Source organism: Streptomyces aurantiacus, assembly GCF_001418335.1.
Lineage (GTDB): Bacteria > Actinomycetota > Actinomycetes > Streptomycetales > Streptomycetaceae > Streptomyces > Streptomyces aurantiacus.
In genome coordinates this window covers 58,342-75,484 of the sequence record NZ_LIPP01000183.1, presented here as the reverse complement: position 1 = coordinate 75,484, position 17,143 = coordinate 58,342, and the positions used below count along the sequence as shown (strand labels likewise).

At 71.6% G+C, this 17,143-nt stretch carries 14 protein-coding genes; 10 read left to right on the top strand and 4 right to left on the bottom strand.

Annotated elements, in window-relative coordinates; translation table 11 throughout:
- Positions 1 to 96: 96 nt before the first annotated feature.
- From AOK01_RS23950 to AOK01_RS23930, 5 genes are all read left to right on the top strand, one after another.
- Positions 97 to 2,280, top strand: a complete 2,184-nt coding sequence (locus tag AOK01_RS23950; RefSeq protein WP_055515054.1) for a discoidin domain-containing protein — start codon at positions 97 to 99, stop codon at positions 2,278 to 2,280.
- A 203-nt stretch (positions 2,281 to 2,483) separates the two neighbouring features.
- Complete coding sequence (locus AOK01_RS23945; protein ID WP_055515053.1) at positions 2,484 to 3,035, top strand: RNA polymerase sigma factor; 552 nt, start codon at positions 2,484 to 2,486, stop codon at positions 3,033 to 3,035.
- Complete coding sequence (locus AOK01_RS23940; protein ID WP_055515050.1) at positions 3,022 to 3,762, top strand: hypothetical protein; 741 nt, start codon at positions 3,022 to 3,024, stop codon at positions 3,760 to 3,762. The genes AOK01_RS23945 and AOK01_RS23940 overlap by 14 nt, the downstream gene beginning before the upstream one ends.
- Positions 3,763 to 3,926: 164 nt before the next feature.
- The gene (locus tag AOK01_RS23935; protein WP_055515048.1) at positions 3,927 to 4,739 is read left to right on the top strand and encodes an SAM-dependent methyltransferase; all 813 of its coding nucleotides are present in this window, start codon (positions 3,927 to 3,929) and stop codon (positions 4,737 to 4,739) included.
- A 262-nt stretch (positions 4,740 to 5,001) separates the two neighbouring features.
- Positions 5,002 to 5,424, top strand: coding sequence for a PPOX class F420-dependent oxidoreductase (locus tag AOK01_RS23930; RefSeq protein ID WP_055515046.1), 423 nt, complete (start codon positions 5,002 to 5,004; stop codon positions 5,422 to 5,424).
- A 17-nt stretch (positions 5,425 to 5,441) separates the two neighbouring features.
- On the opposite strand, the gene AOK01_RS23925 is transcribed toward AOK01_RS23930, so the two are convergent.
- The 4 genes from AOK01_RS23925 to AOK01_RS23910 are packed head-to-tail and all read right to left on the bottom strand — an operon-like array spanning position 5,442 to position 10,971.
- Positions 5,442 to 7,823: a bifunctional salicylyl-CoA 5-hydroxylase/oxidoreductase gene (locus AOK01_RS23925; protein WP_055515045.1), complete on the bottom strand. Its 2,382-nt coding sequence runs from the start codon at positions 7,821 to 7,823 to the stop codon at positions 5,442 to 5,444.
- 10 nt (positions 7,824 to 7,833) lie between these two features.
- Positions 7,834 to 9,510: an AMP-binding protein gene (locus AOK01_RS23920; RefSeq protein WP_055515043.1), complete on the bottom strand. Its 1,677-nt coding sequence runs from the start codon at positions 9,508 to 9,510 to the stop codon at positions 7,834 to 7,836.
- A 52-nt stretch (positions 9,511 to 9,562) separates the two neighbouring features.
- A complete protein-coding gene (locus AOK01_RS23915; protein WP_055515041.1) occupies positions 9,563 to 10,492 on the bottom strand; it encodes an acyl-CoA thioesterase in 930 nt (309 codons plus the stop codon).
- On the bottom strand, positions 10,489 to 10,971 hold the full coding sequence (locus AOK01_RS23910) for a cupin domain-containing protein (protein WP_055515039.1): 483 nt from the start codon (positions 10,969 to 10,971) through the stop codon (positions 10,489 to 10,491). The genes AOK01_RS23915 and AOK01_RS23910 overlap by 4 nt, the downstream gene beginning before the upstream one ends.
- A gap of 187 nt (positions 10,972 to 11,158) precedes the next feature.
- On the opposite strand from AOK01_RS23910, the gene AOK01_RS23905 reads away from it, so the two are divergent.
- The 5 genes from AOK01_RS23905 to AOK01_RS23885 all read left to right on the top strand — a co-directional run bounded on the left by AOK01_RS23905 (position 11,159) and on the right by AOK01_RS23885 (position 17,139).
- A complete protein-coding gene (locus AOK01_RS23905; protein ID WP_055515037.1) occupies positions 11,159 to 11,593 on the top strand; it encodes a RidA family protein in 435 nt (144 codons plus the stop codon).
- 163 nt (positions 11,594 to 11,756) lie between these two features.
- Positions 11,757 to 12,119 carry a cupin domain-containing protein gene (locus AOK01_RS23900; protein WP_055515035.1) on the top strand — a complete coding sequence of 121 codons (363 nt, stop codon included), beginning with the start codon at positions 11,757 to 11,759 and terminating at the stop codon, positions 12,117 to 12,119.
- A 219-nt stretch (positions 12,120 to 12,338) separates the two neighbouring features.
- Positions 12,339 to 14,645: a serine/threonine protein kinase gene (locus tag AOK01_RS23895; protein WP_063792851.1), complete on the top strand. Its 2,307-nt coding sequence runs from the start codon at positions 12,339 to 12,341 to the stop codon at positions 14,643 to 14,645.
- Complete coding sequence (locus AOK01_RS23890) at positions 14,642 to 15,868, top strand: hypothetical protein (protein ID WP_245702386.1); 1,227 nt, start codon at positions 14,642 to 14,644, stop codon at positions 15,866 to 15,868. Before AOK01_RS23895 ends, AOK01_RS23890 begins: the two co-directional genes overlap by 4 nt.
- Positions 15,865 to 17,139 carry a type 2 periplasmic-binding domain-containing protein gene (locus AOK01_RS23885; protein ID WP_055515033.1) on the top strand — a complete coding sequence of 425 codons (1,275 nt, stop codon included), beginning with the start codon at positions 15,865 to 15,867 and terminating at the stop codon, positions 17,137 to 17,139. Before AOK01_RS23890 ends, AOK01_RS23885 begins: the two co-directional genes overlap by 4 nt.
- Positions 17,140 to 17,143 lie beyond the last annotated feature (4 nt).

Here is a 17,143-nt window from a genome sequence, read left to right as displayed (position 1 = left end):
CCACGCGCGCCACCGGTCCCGCGACAAACCCATCCCCCCCTCTCGGGTCGCCATCGCGCCCCGCCCCGCCCCTCCACACCCGCACGGAGTCAACGTATGAGACTCAGATCCCTGGGGATCGCGCTCGCCACAGCGGCAGCGCTCGTGACCATCCCCTCCCAGGCCTCGGCCACCGCGGCCGAAGCACCGCCCTCCCGAGGCAGCACCGCCACCTCGGCGGCCGCCGACTGCTCGACCGCCAACGCCGCCCAGGGCAAGCCGGCCACCGCCTCCTCCGAGGAGAACGCCGGCACGCCCGCCGCGAGCGCCTTCGACGGCAACACGGGCACCCGCTGGTCCAGCCAGTTCGCCGACCCCCAGTGGGTACGGGTGGACCTCGGCTCGGTCCAGGACATCTGCAAGGTCGACCTCAACTGGGAGGCCGCCCACGGCAAGGACTTCACCATCCAGACCTCGGCCGACGGCCAGAACTGGACGACTCTGAAGTCCGTCACGAACGGCACCGGCGGCACCGCCTCCTACGACGTCAGCGGCTCGGGTCGCTACGTACGGATCCACGGGACCGCCCGCGGCACCGGCTACGGCTACTCGCTGTGGGAGGTCGCGGTCCACACCGGAACCGGCGGCACTCCGCCCGTCGAGGGCGGCGGTGATCTCGGCCCCAACGTCATCGTCGTGGACCCGAACACACCCAATCTGCAGGGCAGGTTCGACCAGGTCTTCGCGCAGCAGGAGTCGAACCAGTTCGGCTCGGGCCGCTACCAGTTCCTGCTGAAGCCGGGCACGTACAACGGGATCAACGCGCAGTTGGGCTTCTACACCTCGATCTCCGGACTCGGCCTCAATCCCGACGACGTGAAGATCAACGGCGACATCACCGTGGACGCGGGCTGGTTCAACGGGAACGCCACGCAGAACTTCTGGCGCTCGGCGGAGAACCTGTCGCTCAGGCCCGTCAACGGCACGGACCGCTGGGCGGTGGCCCAGGCCGCGCCGTTCCGCCGGATCCACGTCGAGGGCGGCCTCAACCTCGCACCGGCCGGCTACGGGTGGGCCTCCGGCGGCTACATCGCCGACTCCAAGATCGACGGCACCGTCGGCCCGTACTCGCAGCAGCAGTGGTACACCCGCGACAGCTCGGTCGGCGGCTGGACCAACGGCGTGTGGAACATGACGTTCACCGGTGTGCAGGGCGCCCCCGCGACGAACTTCGACTCCGGCCCGTACACCACGCTGGACACCACGCCGGTCTCGCGCGAGAAGCCGTTCCTCTATCTGGACGGCAACAACTACCGGGTGTTCGTGCCCGGTAAGCGCACCAACGCCCGAGGCGTGTCCTGGCCCGCCAACGCCGGCGGCACCTCGCTGCCGCTGAGCCAGTTCTACGTCGTGAAGCCCGGCGCGACCGCCGCGACCATCAACACGGCACTGGCGCAGGGCCTCAACCTGCTGTTCACGCCCGGTGTCTACCACCTCGACCGGACCATCGACGTGAACCGTGCGAACACCGTCGTCCTCGGGCTCGGCCTGGCCACGATCATCCCCGACAACGGCGTCGACGCCATGCACGTGGGCGACGTCGACGGCGTCAAGCTGGCGGGCTTCCTCATCGACGCCGGTGCCGCCAGGTCCGACACCCTGCTTCAGGTCGGGGCTCCCGGCTCCGCCGCCGACCACGCCGCCAACCCGACCACCGTGCAGGACGTGTTCATCCGTATCGGCGGGGCCGGACCCGGCCTGGCCACCCACTCGATGGTCGTCAACAGCGACGACGCCATCATCGACCACACCTGGATCTGGCGCGCCGACCACGGCGAAGGAGTCGGCTGGGAGACCAACCGGGCCGACTACGGGCTTGAGGTCAACGGCGACGACGTCCTCGCCACGGGCCTGTTCGTCGAGCACTTCAACAAGTACGACGTGGTCTGGAGCGGCGAACGCGGCCGGACGATCTTCTTCCAGAACGAGAAGGCCTACGACGTGCCGAACGCCGCCGCCGTCACCCATGACGGCATCGTCGGGTACGCCGCCTACAAGGTCGCCGACAGCGTGAGTACGCACGAGGCCTGGGGCCTGGGCAGTTACTGCAACTTCACGTCGGATCCGTCCATCGTCCAGCACCACGGCTTCCAGGTGCCGGTCAAGTCGGGCGTCAAGCTGCACAGCATCCAGGTCATCTCCCTCGGCGGAAAGGGGCAGTACGGCCACGTCGTGAACGACACGGGCGCGCCCACCTCGGGTTCGGACACCATCCCTTCCAAGATCACCAGCTTCCCGTGACCGCCCGCGACACCCACCAACGCCTGACCCCTGACCCCTGGCCCTGACCCTGACCCTGACAACCCTGTGGCCCGCCCTTCCGGCGGGCCACAGGCGCGCGCGACACCGACAGCCGCACGGAGACCTGCTGGCCGATGTCCGAGGAGGCCGGAAGTCGTGGCGTTCTCCGGTAAGGGATCGGAGCGTGGTGGACATTGCTGGGCATGGACGGGAACGAACGGGGTGAGCGGCTGGAGCGGTTGTTCCGGCCGACCTATCGAAGAGTGACGGCGTACTGCCTGCGCCGGACCGGCGAAGCGGCGGCACACGACGCGGTGGCCGAGGTCTACGCGGTGGCATGGCGCCGCCGGCGGCAACTGCCCGCCGACGACGAGGAAGCGGTGCTGTGGCTGCTGGGCATCGCACGCCGCGTGCTGGCCAACCAGGAGCGTGGGCGGCGTCGTTGGGCACGGCTGCTGCTGCGGGTGGCCGAACGGAGCGAGCCCCGTCCGCCGTACGGCGGTGACTCCTCCGGCGCGGGCGACGACCTCGCGGTGGCGCTGGCGCGGCTGCCGGTCTCCGACCGGGAACTGCTGCGCCTGGCCTACTGGGACGACCTGTCGCGGGCCGGCATCGCGTCCGTGCTGGGGATCTCGGTCGGCGCCGTCGACACCCGCATGCACCGGGCCAGACAGCGGCTGAAGCAGCACCTGACCACGGCGCACCCGGATCAGGCTCCGACGAAGGAGAAGGAGAAAAATCATGCTGAGCGATGAGGCACTCGACCGGATGCTGCGCGACAGCGATCCGGATCCGGGCGAACGGGCCACGGACCCGGACTCGCCCGTCGCGACGAGGATTCTCGCCCGGGTACGGCAGAGCACACGCCGGCGGCGCAGGCGCCTTCTGGTCATGGTGCCGACCGTGGCACTGGTCGTGACCGGGGCGACGGCGGGGACGTACGCGTGGGTGGCCGGTGACGGACGGGGCCATACCCTCGACTCGACGGGGCTGTCCTGTGTCAGCTCCGCCGACGGTGACGCCGTGCTGAACTTCGATCCCGGCACCGACGACCCCGTGGACACCTGCCGCGAGCGGTGGCGTGAGTCGTTCGGCCAGGCGGCGCCCACCGAGCTCACCGCCTGCGTCGACAGTTCGCAGCAGGGGTCCATCACGGTGTATCCGGGCGGCCGGGACCAGTGCGGGAGCCATCGCTCGGACCCGTATCTCGGGCCCACCGAGGAGCAGCTCGCTCTCTCGCGCTTCCGGGCCGACCTCAAGAAGCAGTTCCCCGACCGGACCTGCATCCCCCATCCGGAGTTCAGGAAGGTCATCGACCGGCTGCTGGACCGGCACGGCCTCACGGGCTGGACGGCACGCCATTTCCAGACCGCCGACCGGGAGCCCGAGGGCGCCTGCGCGGACGTCAGCCACTACGACGAGACCGACCGGATCATCTGGCTCGGCGACCACAGGTCCGGGACGCCCCTCACCTGGCCCTGAGCCCGCCCGCCCTGAGCCGGCACCGAGCCCGCCCTCGGACGAGCGGACGATTTCGCGGGACGGCGTGATCAACAGGCGGCAGAATGGCGGTGACGACGGTTCGGTGCCGCCACGGCGGCCGCAGACCCCCAGGGCACGCACGCCGTGTCCGGGAGAGGAAAGACATGAGTGAGAACCAGGCCCCGTCCAGCGGTTCCGGGCGGCTCAACACCGGGGTGGCGCACAACGCCCGGGTCTGGAACTACTGGATCGGCGGGAAGGACAACTACGAGGTCGACCAGGCCGTCGGCGACCAGGTCGCCGGGATGTTCCCCGTGATCCGCGATGTGGCCCGCGCGGACCGGGAGTTCCTCGGCCGTGCGGTGCGCCATCTGGTCGAGAACCGCGGGGTACGGCAGTTCCTGGACATCGGCACCGGTCTGCCGACCCTGGACAACACGCACGAGATCGCCCAGCGGTCCGCGCCCGACTCGCGCATCGTGTACGTCGACAACGACCCGATCGTGCTCGCCCACGCCCGGACCCTGCTGACCAGCACACGCGAGGGCGCCACCGACTACATAGACGCCGACGTGCACCGCCCCGAGACCATCGTCGAGCGCGCCTCGGCGACCCTGGACCTCGACCGGCCCGTCGCGGTGATGATGCTGGGCATCCTCAACTTCGTCCTCGACACCCACAAGGCGCAGGACATCGTGCGTCAGGTCCTGTCGGCGGTTCCCTCCGGCAGTTACCTGGTCCTCACCCACCCCACCACCGACACCGACCTCGGCGGCGAGGGCAACGTCGAGGCGATGAAGTTCTGGAACGAGAACGCCACGCCGCCGATCACCGCCCGCACCCGCGCGGAGGTCACCGCCTTCTTCGACGGTCTGGAGTTCCTCGAACCGGGCCTCGTCTCCTGCACGCGATGGCACGCCGCCACCGACTCGCCCACCACGGTTCCGCAGTTCGGTGCGGTGGCCCTGAAGCCCTGACCGGTCCGGCCCGGCCCGTCCGGACTCCACCCGGCCGGCCCCTCGCACCGGCGGCCCACCGCTGCTCGGGGAGGGGCGGCCGAGTGGCGGCGGCAAACGCAGGGCGCGAGGATGCACTCGCGGGGACCCGGCGTTCGTGGTGCGCCCGGACGCATACGTCGTCGTGTTCCGGACACCCGCCGACGGCACCGGGGGCCGCGCCCGGCGCCTGTTCCCGGCGCGTGTCCACACCGAGCAAGCCCGCCGACATCGAGGAGTCCACATGTCCAAGCCGCCGCTTCCGCCGGAGGCCGTCGAACTGCTGAGCCGCCCCAACCCGGCCGTCATCGCCACCGTACGCGCGGACGGTGCGCCCGTGTCCACGCCCACCTGGTACGTGTGGGAGGACGGCCGGGTGCTGATCAACATGGACGAGGGCCGGGTACGGCTGAAGCATCTGCACCGCGACCCACGGGTGACCCTCACCGTCCTCGACGAGGCCGACTGGTACACCCATGTCACCCTCATGGGGCGCGCCACCGAGCTCCGCGACGACGAGGGCCTGGCCGACATCGACCGCATCTCGCGGCACTACACCGGCAAGCCCTATCCGGAGCGGGCCCGTGCCCGGGTCAGCGCCTGGATCGAGATCGACCGGTGGCACGGCTGGGGCGCGCTGAAGGACAACGACCAGGCGTCCGGATAGTTTCCGCGCGTCGCCGGTCAGGACACCCTCGCCGGCTCCCGCGGCGGAATCCAGCGCAGGTGCACGGTCTGCCCGGGGTCCTCGGAGCGCAGCAGGGAGAGCCGCGGGCGGACGGCGTCGGTGCGTGCGCTCGGCGGCCTGCGCCGCCCTGCCCGGTACGGGAGCGGCCACTGGCCCGCGGCGTCCTGGTACTCCTGCTCGGCCGCCGCGTGCAGGGTCCAGTGCGGGTCGTAGAGGTGGCTGCGGCCCAGCGCGCACAGGTCGGCGCGGCCCGCCAGCAGGATCGAGTTCACGTCGTCGTAGGACGCGATGGCGCCGACCGCGATGACGGCCGTGCCGGTGGCCGCGGCGACCTCATGGCGGATCCGGTCCGCGAACGGCGTCTGGTACGAGCGGCCGTACGCGGGGCGCTCGTCCCGGGTGACCTGCCCGGAGGAGACGTCGATCGCGTCCGCGCCGTGAGCGATGAAGGCGCGGGCGATCTCCACCGCGTCGTGCTCGGTGTTGCCGCCCGGTACCCAGTCGGTCGCGGAGATCCGCACGATCATCGGCCGCTCGGCCGGCCAGACGGCACGCACGGCGTCGAAGACCTCCAGCGGGAACCGCAGCCGGCCCCGGAGCGGACCGCCGTACTCGTCGGTGCGGTGGTTCGTCGTGGGTGAGAGGAACGAGGACAGCAAGTAGCCGTGCGCGCAGTGCAGTTCGAGCAGGTCGAAGCCCGCCTCGGCGCCACGGCGGGCGGCGGCGACGAAGTCGGCGACCACCCCGTCCAGGCCGGCGCGGTCGAGCTCGCGGGGGACGGCCGAGCCGGGGCCGTAGGGCAGCGGCGAGGGGCCGACGGTCTCCCAGTTGCCGTCCGGCAGTGGTTCGTCCATGCCCTCCCACATGAGCCGGGTGGAGCCCTTGCGTCCGGAGTGGCCGAGCTGGAGGCCGATCCGGGCGGTGCTGCGGTCGTGGACGAAGGACACGACCCTCGACCACGAGTCGCGCTGCTCGTCGTTCCACAGGCCCGTGCAGCCGGGCGTGATGCGGCCCTCGGGCGAGACGCAGACCATCTCCGTCATCACCAGGCCGGCGCCACCCATCGCCTTCGAGCCGAGGTGGACGAGGTGGAAGTCGCCGGGTACGCCGTCGACGGCCGAGTACATGTCCATCGGGGACACGATCACCCGGTTCTTCAGCTCCAACTCCCCCAGCCGGAACGGCTGGAACATCGCCGGGGCCGTCTCGCGCAACCCCTGGGAGGCCGCGAACGCCGCGTCGACCCGGTCGGCGAACTCCTGGTCGCGCAGACGCAGGTTGTCGTACGTGATGCGGCGAGACCGGGTGAGCAGGTTGAAGCAGAACTGGGTCGGCTCCTGGTGGGCGTACATCCCGATGTTCTCGAACCACTCCAGGGAGGCCTGGGCGGCCCGCTGCGTGGACTCGACGACAGGGCGCCGCTCCGCCTCGTACGCCTTCAACGCGCTCGCGGTGTCCTGGTGTTCGTGCAGGCAGGCGGCGAGGGCGAGGGAGTCCTCCATGGCCAGTTTGGTGCCCGACCCGATCGAGAAGTGCGCGGTGTGGGCGGCGTCGCCGACGAGGACGAGGTTGCCGTGGTGCCAGCGCTCGTTGCGTACGGTGGTGAAGCCGAGCCACTTCGAGTTGTTGGCGAACACCCGGTGCCCGGCGAGTTCCTCGGCGAAGAGCTCCCGGACCCGTTCGACGGCCTGTTCGTCGGAGGCGCCCGGCGGGAAGTCGGTGCCCTCGGTGACGTCGAAGCCGGCCCGGCGCCAGACGTCCTCGTGCATCTCGACGATGAAGGTGGAGCCGGTCTCCGAGTAGGGGTAGCCGTGCACCTGCACGGTTCCCCATCGCGTCTGTTTGACGAAGAACTGGAAGGCCTCGAAGACCCGGTCCGTGCCCAGCCACATGTACTTGTTGCGCCGATGGTCGAGCGCGGGACGGAAGACGTCCGGATAGGCGCCCCGGACCTGCGAGTTGACGCCGTCCGCCCCCACCACGAGGTCGTACGAGGCACGCAGGCGCCCGGTGTCGGGGGCGGACGCGGAGAACCGGACGAGCACGCCGAGGTCGTGGCAGCGCCGTTGCAGCAGTCGGAGCAGTTCCCTGCGGCTCATCGCGGCGAAGCCCTGGCCGCCCACGGTGTGGGTGCGGCCGCGGTAGTGGATGTCGATGTCGGTCCAGCGGGCGAAGCGGCGGGCCATGGCCTCGGCGAACTCGCGGTCCGCGTTCCCGATGCCGCCGAGCGTCTCGTCGGAGAACACCACGCCGAATCCGAAGGTGTCGTCGGGGGCGTTGCGCTCCCAGACGGTGATCTCGTGGGCCGGGTCGAGCTGTTTCATGAGAGCAGCGAAGTAGAGGCCGCCGGGGCCACCGCCAACGATCGCTATCTTCACGTGGTTCCTCTCAGTGCTCGACGGCGGCGCGGAGCGCGAAGCGCTGCAGTTTGCCGCTGGCGTTGCGCGGCAGGGAGTCGCGGAACCGCACGTCGCGTGGGTACTTGTAGGGCGCGATGACCTGCTTGACGTGGTCCTGGATCTCCTTGGCCTTGGCGGGGTCACCGGTCGCGCCGTCCCGCAGTACGACGAAGGCGCAGACCACTTCGCCGCGTTCGGCGTCGCTCCGTCCGACGACGGCGCACTCCAGGACGTCGGGGTGGGTGTCTATGGCGGCCTCGACCTCGGGTCCGCCGATGTTGTAGCCGGAGGAGACGATCATGTTGTCGCCGCGGGCGTGGTAGTGGAAGTAGCCGTCCTCGTCGCGGTGGAAGACGTCGCCGGTGAGGTTCCAGCCGTCCACGACGTAGTCCTTCTGGCGTTCGTCGTCGAGGTAGCGGCAGCCGACCGGGCCGATGACGCCCAGCCTGCCCGGCTCGCCGGGGCCGAGTTCCGTGCCGTCGGGACCGAGGACCGTGGCGCGGAAGCCCGGCACCGGCTTCCCGGTGGCGCCGGGGCGGATGTCGTCACCGGCGGCGGAGATGAAGATGTGCAGCAGTTCGGTGGCGCCGATCCCGTCGATGACGCGCAGCCCGATGCTGTCGCGCAGCTGTTCCCAGACGCCGAGGGGTATGTGTTCGCCGGCCGAGACGCCGACGCGCAGTCCGGCGAGCTGCCGCTCCCGCCCCTCTCGCAGGATCGCCTTGTACGCCGTGGGCGCCGTCGCGAGCACGGTGATGCCCTCCCGCTCGACGAGTTCCGCCATCCCCGGCGGGGTCACGGCCTCGGTCAGCAGCGCGCACGCGCCGGCCCGCAGCGGAAAGACGACGAGCATGCCGAGGCCGAAGGTGAAGGCGAAGGGGGCGCTGCACGCGACCAGGTCGTCCGGGAGCAGCCGCAGCACATGGCGGCCGAAGGTGTCGTCGATGGCCAGGATGTCCCGGTGGAAGTGCATGGTGATCTTCGGGGTGCCGGTGCTTCCGGAGGTCGGCGCGAGGAGTGCCACGTCGTCGGCGGCGGTGTCCACCGCGGTGAACTCGCCGGACTTCGCCGTGGCGCGGGCCACGAGGTCGCCCGGCCCGGTGCCGCCGAACTCGACGACCTTCAGCGACGGCAGCACGGTGTCCCGTACGGCGTGGACGTCCTCGGCGCACCGGTGGTCGACCAGGGCGAGAGCGGGCAGGGTCCGCTCGACGACCGGGGCTATCTCGCGGGCGCGCAACGCGGCCATGACGGTGACGACGACTCCCCCGGCCTTGAGCACGCCGAGCCAACTCGCCACGGTCCAGGGGGTGTTGGGTGAGCGCAGCAGGACCCGCCCGCCCGGGACCAGGCCGAGGTCCTCGGTCAGCACCTGGGCCACCTGGTTGGCCCGCTTCCTCAGCTCCCCGTAGGTCCAGGTCTCCCCGGCCGGCGTACGCAGCGCGGGACGGTCGGCTCCGTACGTGGCCGCGGTCCTGTCGATGAGTTCGGTGGCGGCGTTGAGCCGCTCGGGGTGGCGCAGGTCCGGCGTGGTGCATTCGATCGTCGGCCACAGATGCGCGGGAGGGAGGTGGTCGCGGGCGAAGGTGTCCCGGTGCGCCGAGGCCGAAGGCGAGGACGAACCGGAGGGGGTATGAGCTGGCGTACGAGGTGGCGGAAGAGTCAACGGAGGAGTCCTTCCGGGAGCCGGCCGGCGCAGGGTGGTGCCGGGCGACGGATCAGGCGGAGCGGATCATTCCCTCCTGGACGACGGTGGCCAGGTGACGGTGGTCGCGGGTGAAGAAACGGCCAGTGCCAAGACCGCGGCCCGCGTCGGCGGCGACCGCTTCCTGGACGTAGAGGAGCCAGTCGCCGACCGGTCCCGGCCGGTGGAACCACATGGCGTGGTCGAGGCTGGCGGTGATGAGCCCGGGGTCGGCCCAGGCCAGGTCGAGTACGCGCAGGACGGGTTCGAGGATCGTGTAGTCGCAGACGTAGGCCAGCGCGGCCAGGTCCCGCTGGACGTCGGTCAGACCCTCGACGGGGCGCAGCGCGTCGAACGGCCTGACCCAGACGGCCTGTTGCGGCAGCCGTCTGCCCTCGACGGTGAGGTAGACCGGGCCGGGCACATGCCGCATGTCGAAGCTGCGGCCGGCGGACCAGTAGGCCTTCGACTCCTCGGTCATCGAGCCGCCGCTGCGCTCTTCGAGGTACGCCGCCGAGCTGGGGAGGTCTTCCGGATCGGGGACGACCTCGGTGAACTCGGCGTGGAAGGTGCCGCCGGCCTCCCCCGCGGCGAAGTTGGCCAGGCAGGCGTAGAGCGGCTTGCCGTTCTGGAAGCCGCGTACCTGGCGGGTGCTGTAGCCGCGGCCGTCGCGCAGCACCTCCACCTCGTAGCGCACCGGCGCGCCGATGTCGGCGGGGCGCAGGAAGTAACTGTGCATCGAGTGCAGCGTCTTGGTGTCGGCCACCGACCGCATCGCCGCGGCGGCGGCCTGGGCGACCAGGTCGCCGCCGTACGCCTTGGGCCACGGGCAGGGCTGGGTGACGGCGGTGAAGGCGAGGTCGAAGTGGGCCGGCGGGACGGGGGTCAGCGCGACGGCGTCGGTGAAGAACGCGGAGGTCGGCGGCGGCGTCCCGCTCGGCGTCGGCCCTGGCCCCGGCGTCATCGGTCGAGCCAGTCGCGCAGGTCGGCGTCGGCGACGTCGGCCAGGTTGACGACGATGTTCTCCGGCGTCCGCGTGGTCATCCAGGTCAGCGGCCGGGTGCGGGAGAGGTTGCACTCGATGTGCGGCATGAACGGCGGGACGAAGACCCAGTCGCCCTCCGACATGTCGAGGTAGTCCTCGAACTTCTCGCCGAAATAGATGCGCGCCCGGCCCGACAGGACGTAGCCGCCGGTCTCGGCCTCACCGTGGTGGTGAGTGACCGAGCGGTAGCCGGGGTCGTTGCTGACCTTCCCGAACCACAGTTTGGTGGCGGGTGTGTGCTGGATGCTCACGCCGGAGACCCGGACGGCGCCACCGGAGTCCGCGGTGTTCGCGCTCTCCGATCCGGCGCGCGTCACCACGGGAGCGACGATCCCGCTGGGCAGGCGGTACATCGAGGCGTCGCCCTCCAGGCGGTACTTGCTGAGGTCGGGCTCCATGGTGGCCGGCTCCGTTCCGTTCGTGCGGCACAGGAGGAAGCATGCGCCCGATCGCGCGGGGCGCCCGGACGGTATCCGGTATCTCGTTTTTTTCACGACCGTCATTTATTGTCAATAGAACTTGTCGATAGAGCATGCCGGAGACGACTCGTCCGACCGGACTTCGACCGACCGAACCGGAGACCATGTGACTCCCCTCGCCGTGAACCCGGAAGCACTGCCGACCCCCCGCGGCTACTCGCACGGAACGCTCGCCGGAAACACGCTCCACCTCGGCGGACAGACCGCCCTGGACGCCGACATGAAGATCGTGCCGGGGGGAGTCGTCGAGCAGTTCCGCCAGGCGTTCGGCAACGTCCTGACGACGCTGCGCGCGGTGGGCGGCGAGCCGCGGGACCTGGTCAGCGTGACGCTGTATCTCACCGACATCCCCGACTACCAGGCCCACGGCAAGGAGATCGGCACGGTGTGGCGCGAGCTCGCCGGGCCCGTCTACCCGGCGATGGCCGGCATCGGCTGCACCGCCCTGTGGCAGCCCGAGGCGCTGATCGAGATCCTCGGCGTGGCCGTGATCCCCGAAAAGCGGCTGGTCCGGCCGGGCCGACCGGAACAGCCCGGATGACCAGGTCCCCCGAATGGCGGAGTCCGGCTTGCGGGCGGACGATGAACGGGAGAGGGCTTCCGGTCGGCTCGCCCGTGGACGCCATGGGAACGTCGCCGTGGACGTCGCGGGAACGACGGCCGGGCCCCGAGGCTGTTGGACACGGCAGATTGGAGGGACCGTCATGATGCAGGTCAAGACGGTCGAGAAGCCGGACGAACGGCGCGATTTCCCCCGTGGCCACCTGGAAGTCGTTCACCTCACCGGGCTCGACTTCGCCGTGGCGACGTTCGAGCCGGGCTGGCGCTGGTCCGAGTCCGTGGCACCGATCGCGGGGACCACGAGCTGCCAGGTCCATCACAACGGATACGTCGTCCAGGGCCGCATGCAGATCCGGATGGACGACGGTGCCGAGAGCGAGGTCGGCCCGGGAGACGTCTTCGTCTGCCCGCCCGGCCACGACGCCTGGGTCCTGGGGGACGAACCCACCGTGGTGTACGACTTCGCCGGAGGCATGGCACAGGAGTACGCGAAGGCCACGGACTGACACCCCCTCCGGCCCAGGGCCCTGTCACGTCGACTTCCCGTCGTCCGCCCGGGCGGACGACGGGAAGTCGACGACGGGGGACATGACGGGACGACGGGGACATGACGGCAGGACCCCGGGTGCCGGGCAGCACTCGGCGGCCGCGCCGATCGGCCGCTACTGAGTTCGACGCCCTCGGCACGGGGTCATTCCGGGTCCCCGCGTCTATTCTGGGGTCGCATGGAGGGGGCAGCGGGCAGCAGGGCGACCGGTGAACTGCGGGAGTCCAGTGCGTCGTTCGGCCCGCTCGTCGTCACGTCGCCGATCCTGCGGGCCGCACACGTCGAACTGCCCGAGGAGAGCCCCGACCCGGCCCTGCTCCCGTCGATCACCCTGCTGGAGCGAGCGGCGTCCCGCGGCGGCACCCCGGAAGGGCTGCCTCTGCCCTCGGGACACCTGCTCGCGGGGCAGTACCGGCTGATCCAGCCACTGGGCTACGGCGGCATGGGCGAGGTCTACCTCGCGCTCGACACCAAGGTCGACAACCGCGAGGTCGCCATCAAGATCCTCCACCCGCAGCAGGCGGCGGCCTCGGCGGGAGCCCTGGCCCAGGAGCGGCGGGCCCTGGTCGACCTCAGCCACGGCGACATCATCCGTGTCTTCAACTACGGACACCATCCGGAGGTCGGCGACTTCCTCGTCCTGCAGTACGTCGACGGCCTCACCCTGGAAGAGGTACGGGCACGGGCCCAGATGAACCCGGACGAGTTCGGCGGCGGCCGCTTCCACGAGTTCGTACTCGCCTACGGAGTCCGGATCCTGGCCGCGCTCGGGCATCTGCACGCCGACCGGCCCGGCAAGGTCTACGGCGACCTCAAGCCGGACAACGTGATGCACGACGGCACCTCCACGAAGATCATCGACGTCGGGAGCGTCCGCTCGGCCGGGCTGCCCGGCCACACCACGGAGGGGTTCCGCGCCCCGACCGTCGGCCCGAACGGCGAATCCACCGGCCAGGACGACCTGTTCAGCCTCGGTGAGACCCTGCGGCGGCTGACCGGTCTCGGCCGCTCACCCGACGACCTGGCCGAGCTGGGCCGCCTGGACATGACGGGCCGACCGCAGGAGTCCGACGACGCCGGAGCCCTTCGGCCGACCGGGGCCCCCTCGATGACGGCGCCCGCGCCGCGCGGGCTCGGCCTGGTGTCGCTCGCCCGGGTACTGCACCGCGCCACCCGGTCCGAACGGGCCGAGCGGTTCGCCACCGCACGGGAGATGGAGGAACAACTGCGGGGAGTCTTCCGGGAGTTGAGGTCGCTGCGGACCGGAGCGGAGACCTTCGAGCCGTCACCGCTCTTCTTCCAGTCGCCGTACGCGCTCGACGCGGCCCTCGGTTCCGCGCCGCCCCTCACCCGGTGGGCCGCGCCGGACGCTCCCGCCCCGTACGCGCCGCCGTCGCCCACCGAGGTCGCCCACCGGCTGCCCGTCCCGCGGCCCGACCCGTACGACGTCCATCACGCCGAGCTGAGCAGGCTGGCCGACGCCGCTCCCGAGGCACTGCTGCAGCACACCGGGGACTGGCGGGACTCGCCGGAGGTCCATCTGCTGCGCTGCCGCCTGCGGTTGCGCAGCGCCGGGAACGCGAGCGAGGCCGCCGAACGTGAGCTGCGGTCCGCCGAGACCCTGATCGGTGCCGAACGAGCCCCCTACGACTGGCGGCTCGGCTGGCACCGCGGACTGCTCGCCCTCGGACGGGACCAGGTCGAGACGGCATGGCGCCACTTCGACCAGGTGTTCGCGGCGATCCCGGGCGAGTACGCGCCGAAGCTGGCGCTCGGCTACTGCGCCGAGCGCCTCGGCCGCTGGCAGGAGGCGCTGACCTTCTACGAGGCGGTGCGGCTGCGCAACCCGTCGCTCGGCAGCGCTGCGTTCGGCGCGGCACGGGCGCGACTCGCGCTGGGCGGGGAGCGGGTGTGCGACGACGCCGTACGGGCCCTGGACGCGGTGCCGCAGCACTCCCGGCACCGGACCGCCGCGCGGACGGCCGCCGTACGCGTCGGCGTCGAGCATGTGCGCACCGCCGAGCGCCCTGACGAGGTGGCCGAGCGGCTCCGCGAGGTGCTGGCGCGGCTGGTACGGCTGTTCCACGCGCACGGCCTGACGGACGAGCAGGCCCGGGTCCGTATGACGGCGGAGGTGTGGGAGGCGGTGCGGGGCGCCCTCGACCGGGGGGCGGTCGACGCGGCGGGTCTTGCCGGGCTGGCCGCGGGCGCCGACGCACGGCTGGGACTCCCGTCCGACGAGCGCGGGCTGCGCAAGGAACTCTCCCGCCTGTATCTCACCCTCGCGCACCAGGCCGCCCGCTCCGGCTCCGCCGAGGACGGAGCCGTCGCCGAGACCCTGCTCGACCGTGCCTACGCGGTCCGCCCGCTCGCCTTCCGGCACCACCGGGACAGCCCATGGCTCGGAAAGAGGCTGACGACCTGGCTGCGGACGACCGCTCTGACGACCGCGCCGGGCAAGAGCGCCCGGACGGTCCGCGAGTGACCGGCGTGGCACGGCGCGGCCGTACGGCCCGGGGCGCCGCAGCCGAGACCGCGCCGCTCGGGCGCCTGCTCCGTGCGGCACGGGGAGCGGTGGCCGTCGTCGCCGAACTCGCCCGCCGGCTGGGGCGCTACGCGTGGCCGTCGACCACGGGCCGCCGCAACCGCGCGTACCTGCGGGAGCGGCTCGTCGCGCTGCCGCTGCTCGCCGTGGTGGCGTTCTCCACGCTGGGCTGGGCGTACGCGGACGTGCGGGACGACTCGGCGTATCTGCGGGATCGTCTCGCGCCCGCGCTGGTCGGTCTCGCCCACGCCAAGGCGTCGCTGTTCATCGCGCAGGGCGAGGCCGAGCGGAACCTCGACGAGACAGGGGCCGCGGAACTCAGCGGCCTCAGCGAGCGGTACCGCACCCGGGTGGCGCGGGCGACGCAGAGCCTGAACCAGGTCACCCGCAGCGGCGCGCTGACCGTGGCCGAGGAACAGGAGCTGCGCGTGGTGTCCGCGCTGGTCGTCGACTACACGGGGTGGATCGGCCAGGCCCAGGGCCACGCGGCCGACTCCGTCCTGCGGGACGCCGAGCTCAGTTACGCGCGCAGCATGCTCTGTTCGAGGCCGGTCGCCGCCGCGGACCGCCAGGAGCGCTTTCCGCCGTGTCCGGCGACGACCGGCTCCGGCGCGACCTCGATCGTGGACCAGGTCACGGGTCTTGAGCGGCAGTTGCGCGGACGGCTCGCGGACCGGGCCGCCTGGGGCGGGGGTGTGGTCGCCGCCGCGGTGGTCTCCGGGCTCGCCCTCGTGCTGCTCGCCGCCGGGCTCTGGCGCACGGGGGTGTTCCTGCGCCGCCGCTTCCGGATCCGGCTCAGCATTCCGCTGGCCGTCGCCGCGTTGCCGCTGCTCGCCGTGCCGCTCCTGACGGCCGACGCGCTGCTCGCGCAGCACGCCCAGACCCGGTCCTCCCCCATGGCCTACGCGCTCGCCGAGCGGACCTCGCCCCGGATCGAGACGATCGCCGAGGAGCGCCCCTTCGACGGCCCCGACCCACGGGCCGTCGAGGTACTGGAGTCCCGGATCGACGAGACCCTGTCCGACGGGCGGCTGCCCTTCCTGGACGGGGTCGCCCCCTTCGTCCTCCCCGCGGGCCTCGTCGGCGCCGGTCTCGTCGGCGGCGCCCTGCACGCGTACCGCCGCGAGTACCTCGTGGTCGCCCGCCCCGGAGCCGTCTCATGACACGCCTCCTGCGCGTCCTGCTCGCCGCGTGCCTGCTCGCCCTGGTCCCCGGCTGTACGTCGGACGCGCCCGACCCCCTCGTCGTCCTGGGGCCGTGGACCGGCGAGGAGGGCGTGGCCTTCGAGGCAGCGCTCCAGCGGCTCGACGACGGCACCGGCAGGACGTACACGTACGAGGGCACCCGTTCACTGCGCGAGACCCTCGTCTCACAGCTGGAGGCGGACACCCCGCCGGACGTGGCGGTGCTCAACAGCATCGGCGAACTCACCGAGTACGCCCGCCGCGACAAGCTCAGGCCGCTCGCCGAGGAGACCGCCGAACGCGCGTATCCGCCGTGGGCGCCGACCCTGCTGGTGGACGGCAGGCGCCGCACCTACTGGGTGCCGCTGAAGGTCGACCTGAAGAGTCTGGTGTGGAGCAAGGAGGGTACGGCGAGCGACGATCCGACGTGGTGCGTCGGGCTCGCCTCGCAGGCCACCTCGGGCTGGCCCGGCACGGACTGGGTCGAGGACATCCTGCTGCACCAGGCCGGTCCCGACCGCTACGAGGAGTGGGCCACGAGCAGGCTCAGCTGGCGCGACCCGGACGTCGCGCGGGCCTGGACGACCTGGGCCGAGCTGCTCGCCGGCCGTTCCGGGGCTTCCGTCGAACGGTCCCTGACTACGTCGTACGAGGGCACGTCCGGGCCGGCCGGACCCCGTGGCCTGCTGGACTCCCCCGGCTTCACGTGCACGCACGAGCACCAGAGCGCCTTCATCCGGTATGTGTACGCGGGCGACGACATCCGGGTGGAACCGTCCGCCCGGTTCCTGGACGGGCGGGCCGAGTACCGCGACGCGTTCGAGGTGGCCGGTGACATGGCTGCCGTCTTCAGCGACGACCCGGCGGCCCAGGAGCTGGTGGAACGGCTGTCCAGCCCGGCGGGGCGGCAGCGGTGGCGGGCCGAGGCGGACCCGGCGGTGCGTCCGCTGTTCCCGAACACGACGGGGCTGCCGTCCACCGATCCCGCGAACGTCACCGAGCAGGAGATCGACATCCTGCTCAACTCACGGGCCGAGACCCTGTGCTTCGACGCCTCGGACGTGATGCCGCCGGAACTCAGGGACGCCTTCCACCGGGCGGTCCTTGAGTTCTTCCGCGATCCCGCGAAGAAGCATCTCGCCTCGCTGCTCCAGCAGTTGGAGACCGTGCGGGTCCAGGTGGACGAGGAGTCGGCCGACACTCCGTCGTTCCGCCCGCCGGAGAACATCTGCGCCAATCCCGGCGGCTGACCCG

Excerpts from the sequence above, each read along its gene's own strand:
- AOK01_RS23915 (WP_055515041.1), bottom strand. The coding sequence starts at position 10,492 with ATGACGCCGGGGCCAGGGCCGACGCCGAGCGGGACGCCGCCGCCGACC.
- AOK01_RS23900 (WP_055515035.1), top strand. The coding sequence starts at position 11,757 with ATGATGCAGGTCAAGACGGTCGAGAAGCCGGACGAACGGCGCGATTTC.
- AOK01_RS23885 (WP_055515033.1), top strand. The coding sequence starts at position 15,865 with ATGACACGCCTCCTGCGCGTCCTGCTCGCCGCGTGCCTGCTCGCCCTG.
- AOK01_RS23945 (WP_055515053.1), top strand. The coding sequence starts at position 2,484 with ATGGACGGGAACGAACGGGGTGAGCGGCTGGAGCGGTTGTTCCGGCCG.
- AOK01_RS23940 (WP_055515050.1), top strand. The coding sequence starts at position 3,022 with ATGCTGAGCGATGAGGCACTCGACCGGATGCTGCGCGACAGCGATCCG.
- AOK01_RS23935 (WP_055515048.1), top strand. The coding sequence starts at position 3,927 with ATGAGTGAGAACCAGGCCCCGTCCAGCGGTTCCGGGCGGCTCAACACC.
- AOK01_RS23895 (WP_063792851.1), top strand. The coding sequence starts at position 12,339 with ATGGAGGGGGCAGCGGGCAGCAGGGCGACCGGTGAACTGCGGGAGTCC.
- AOK01_RS23930 (WP_055515046.1), top strand. The coding sequence starts at position 5,002 with ATGTCCAAGCCGCCGCTTCCGCCGGAGGCCGTCGAACTGCTGAGCCGC.
- AOK01_RS23950 (WP_055515054.1), top strand. The coding sequence starts at position 97 with ATGAGACTCAGATCCCTGGGGATCGCGCTCGCCACAGCGGCAGCGCTC.
- AOK01_RS23910 (WP_055515039.1), bottom strand. The coding sequence starts at position 10,971 with ATGGAGCCCGACCTCAGCAAGTACCGCCTGGAGGGCGACGCCTCGATG.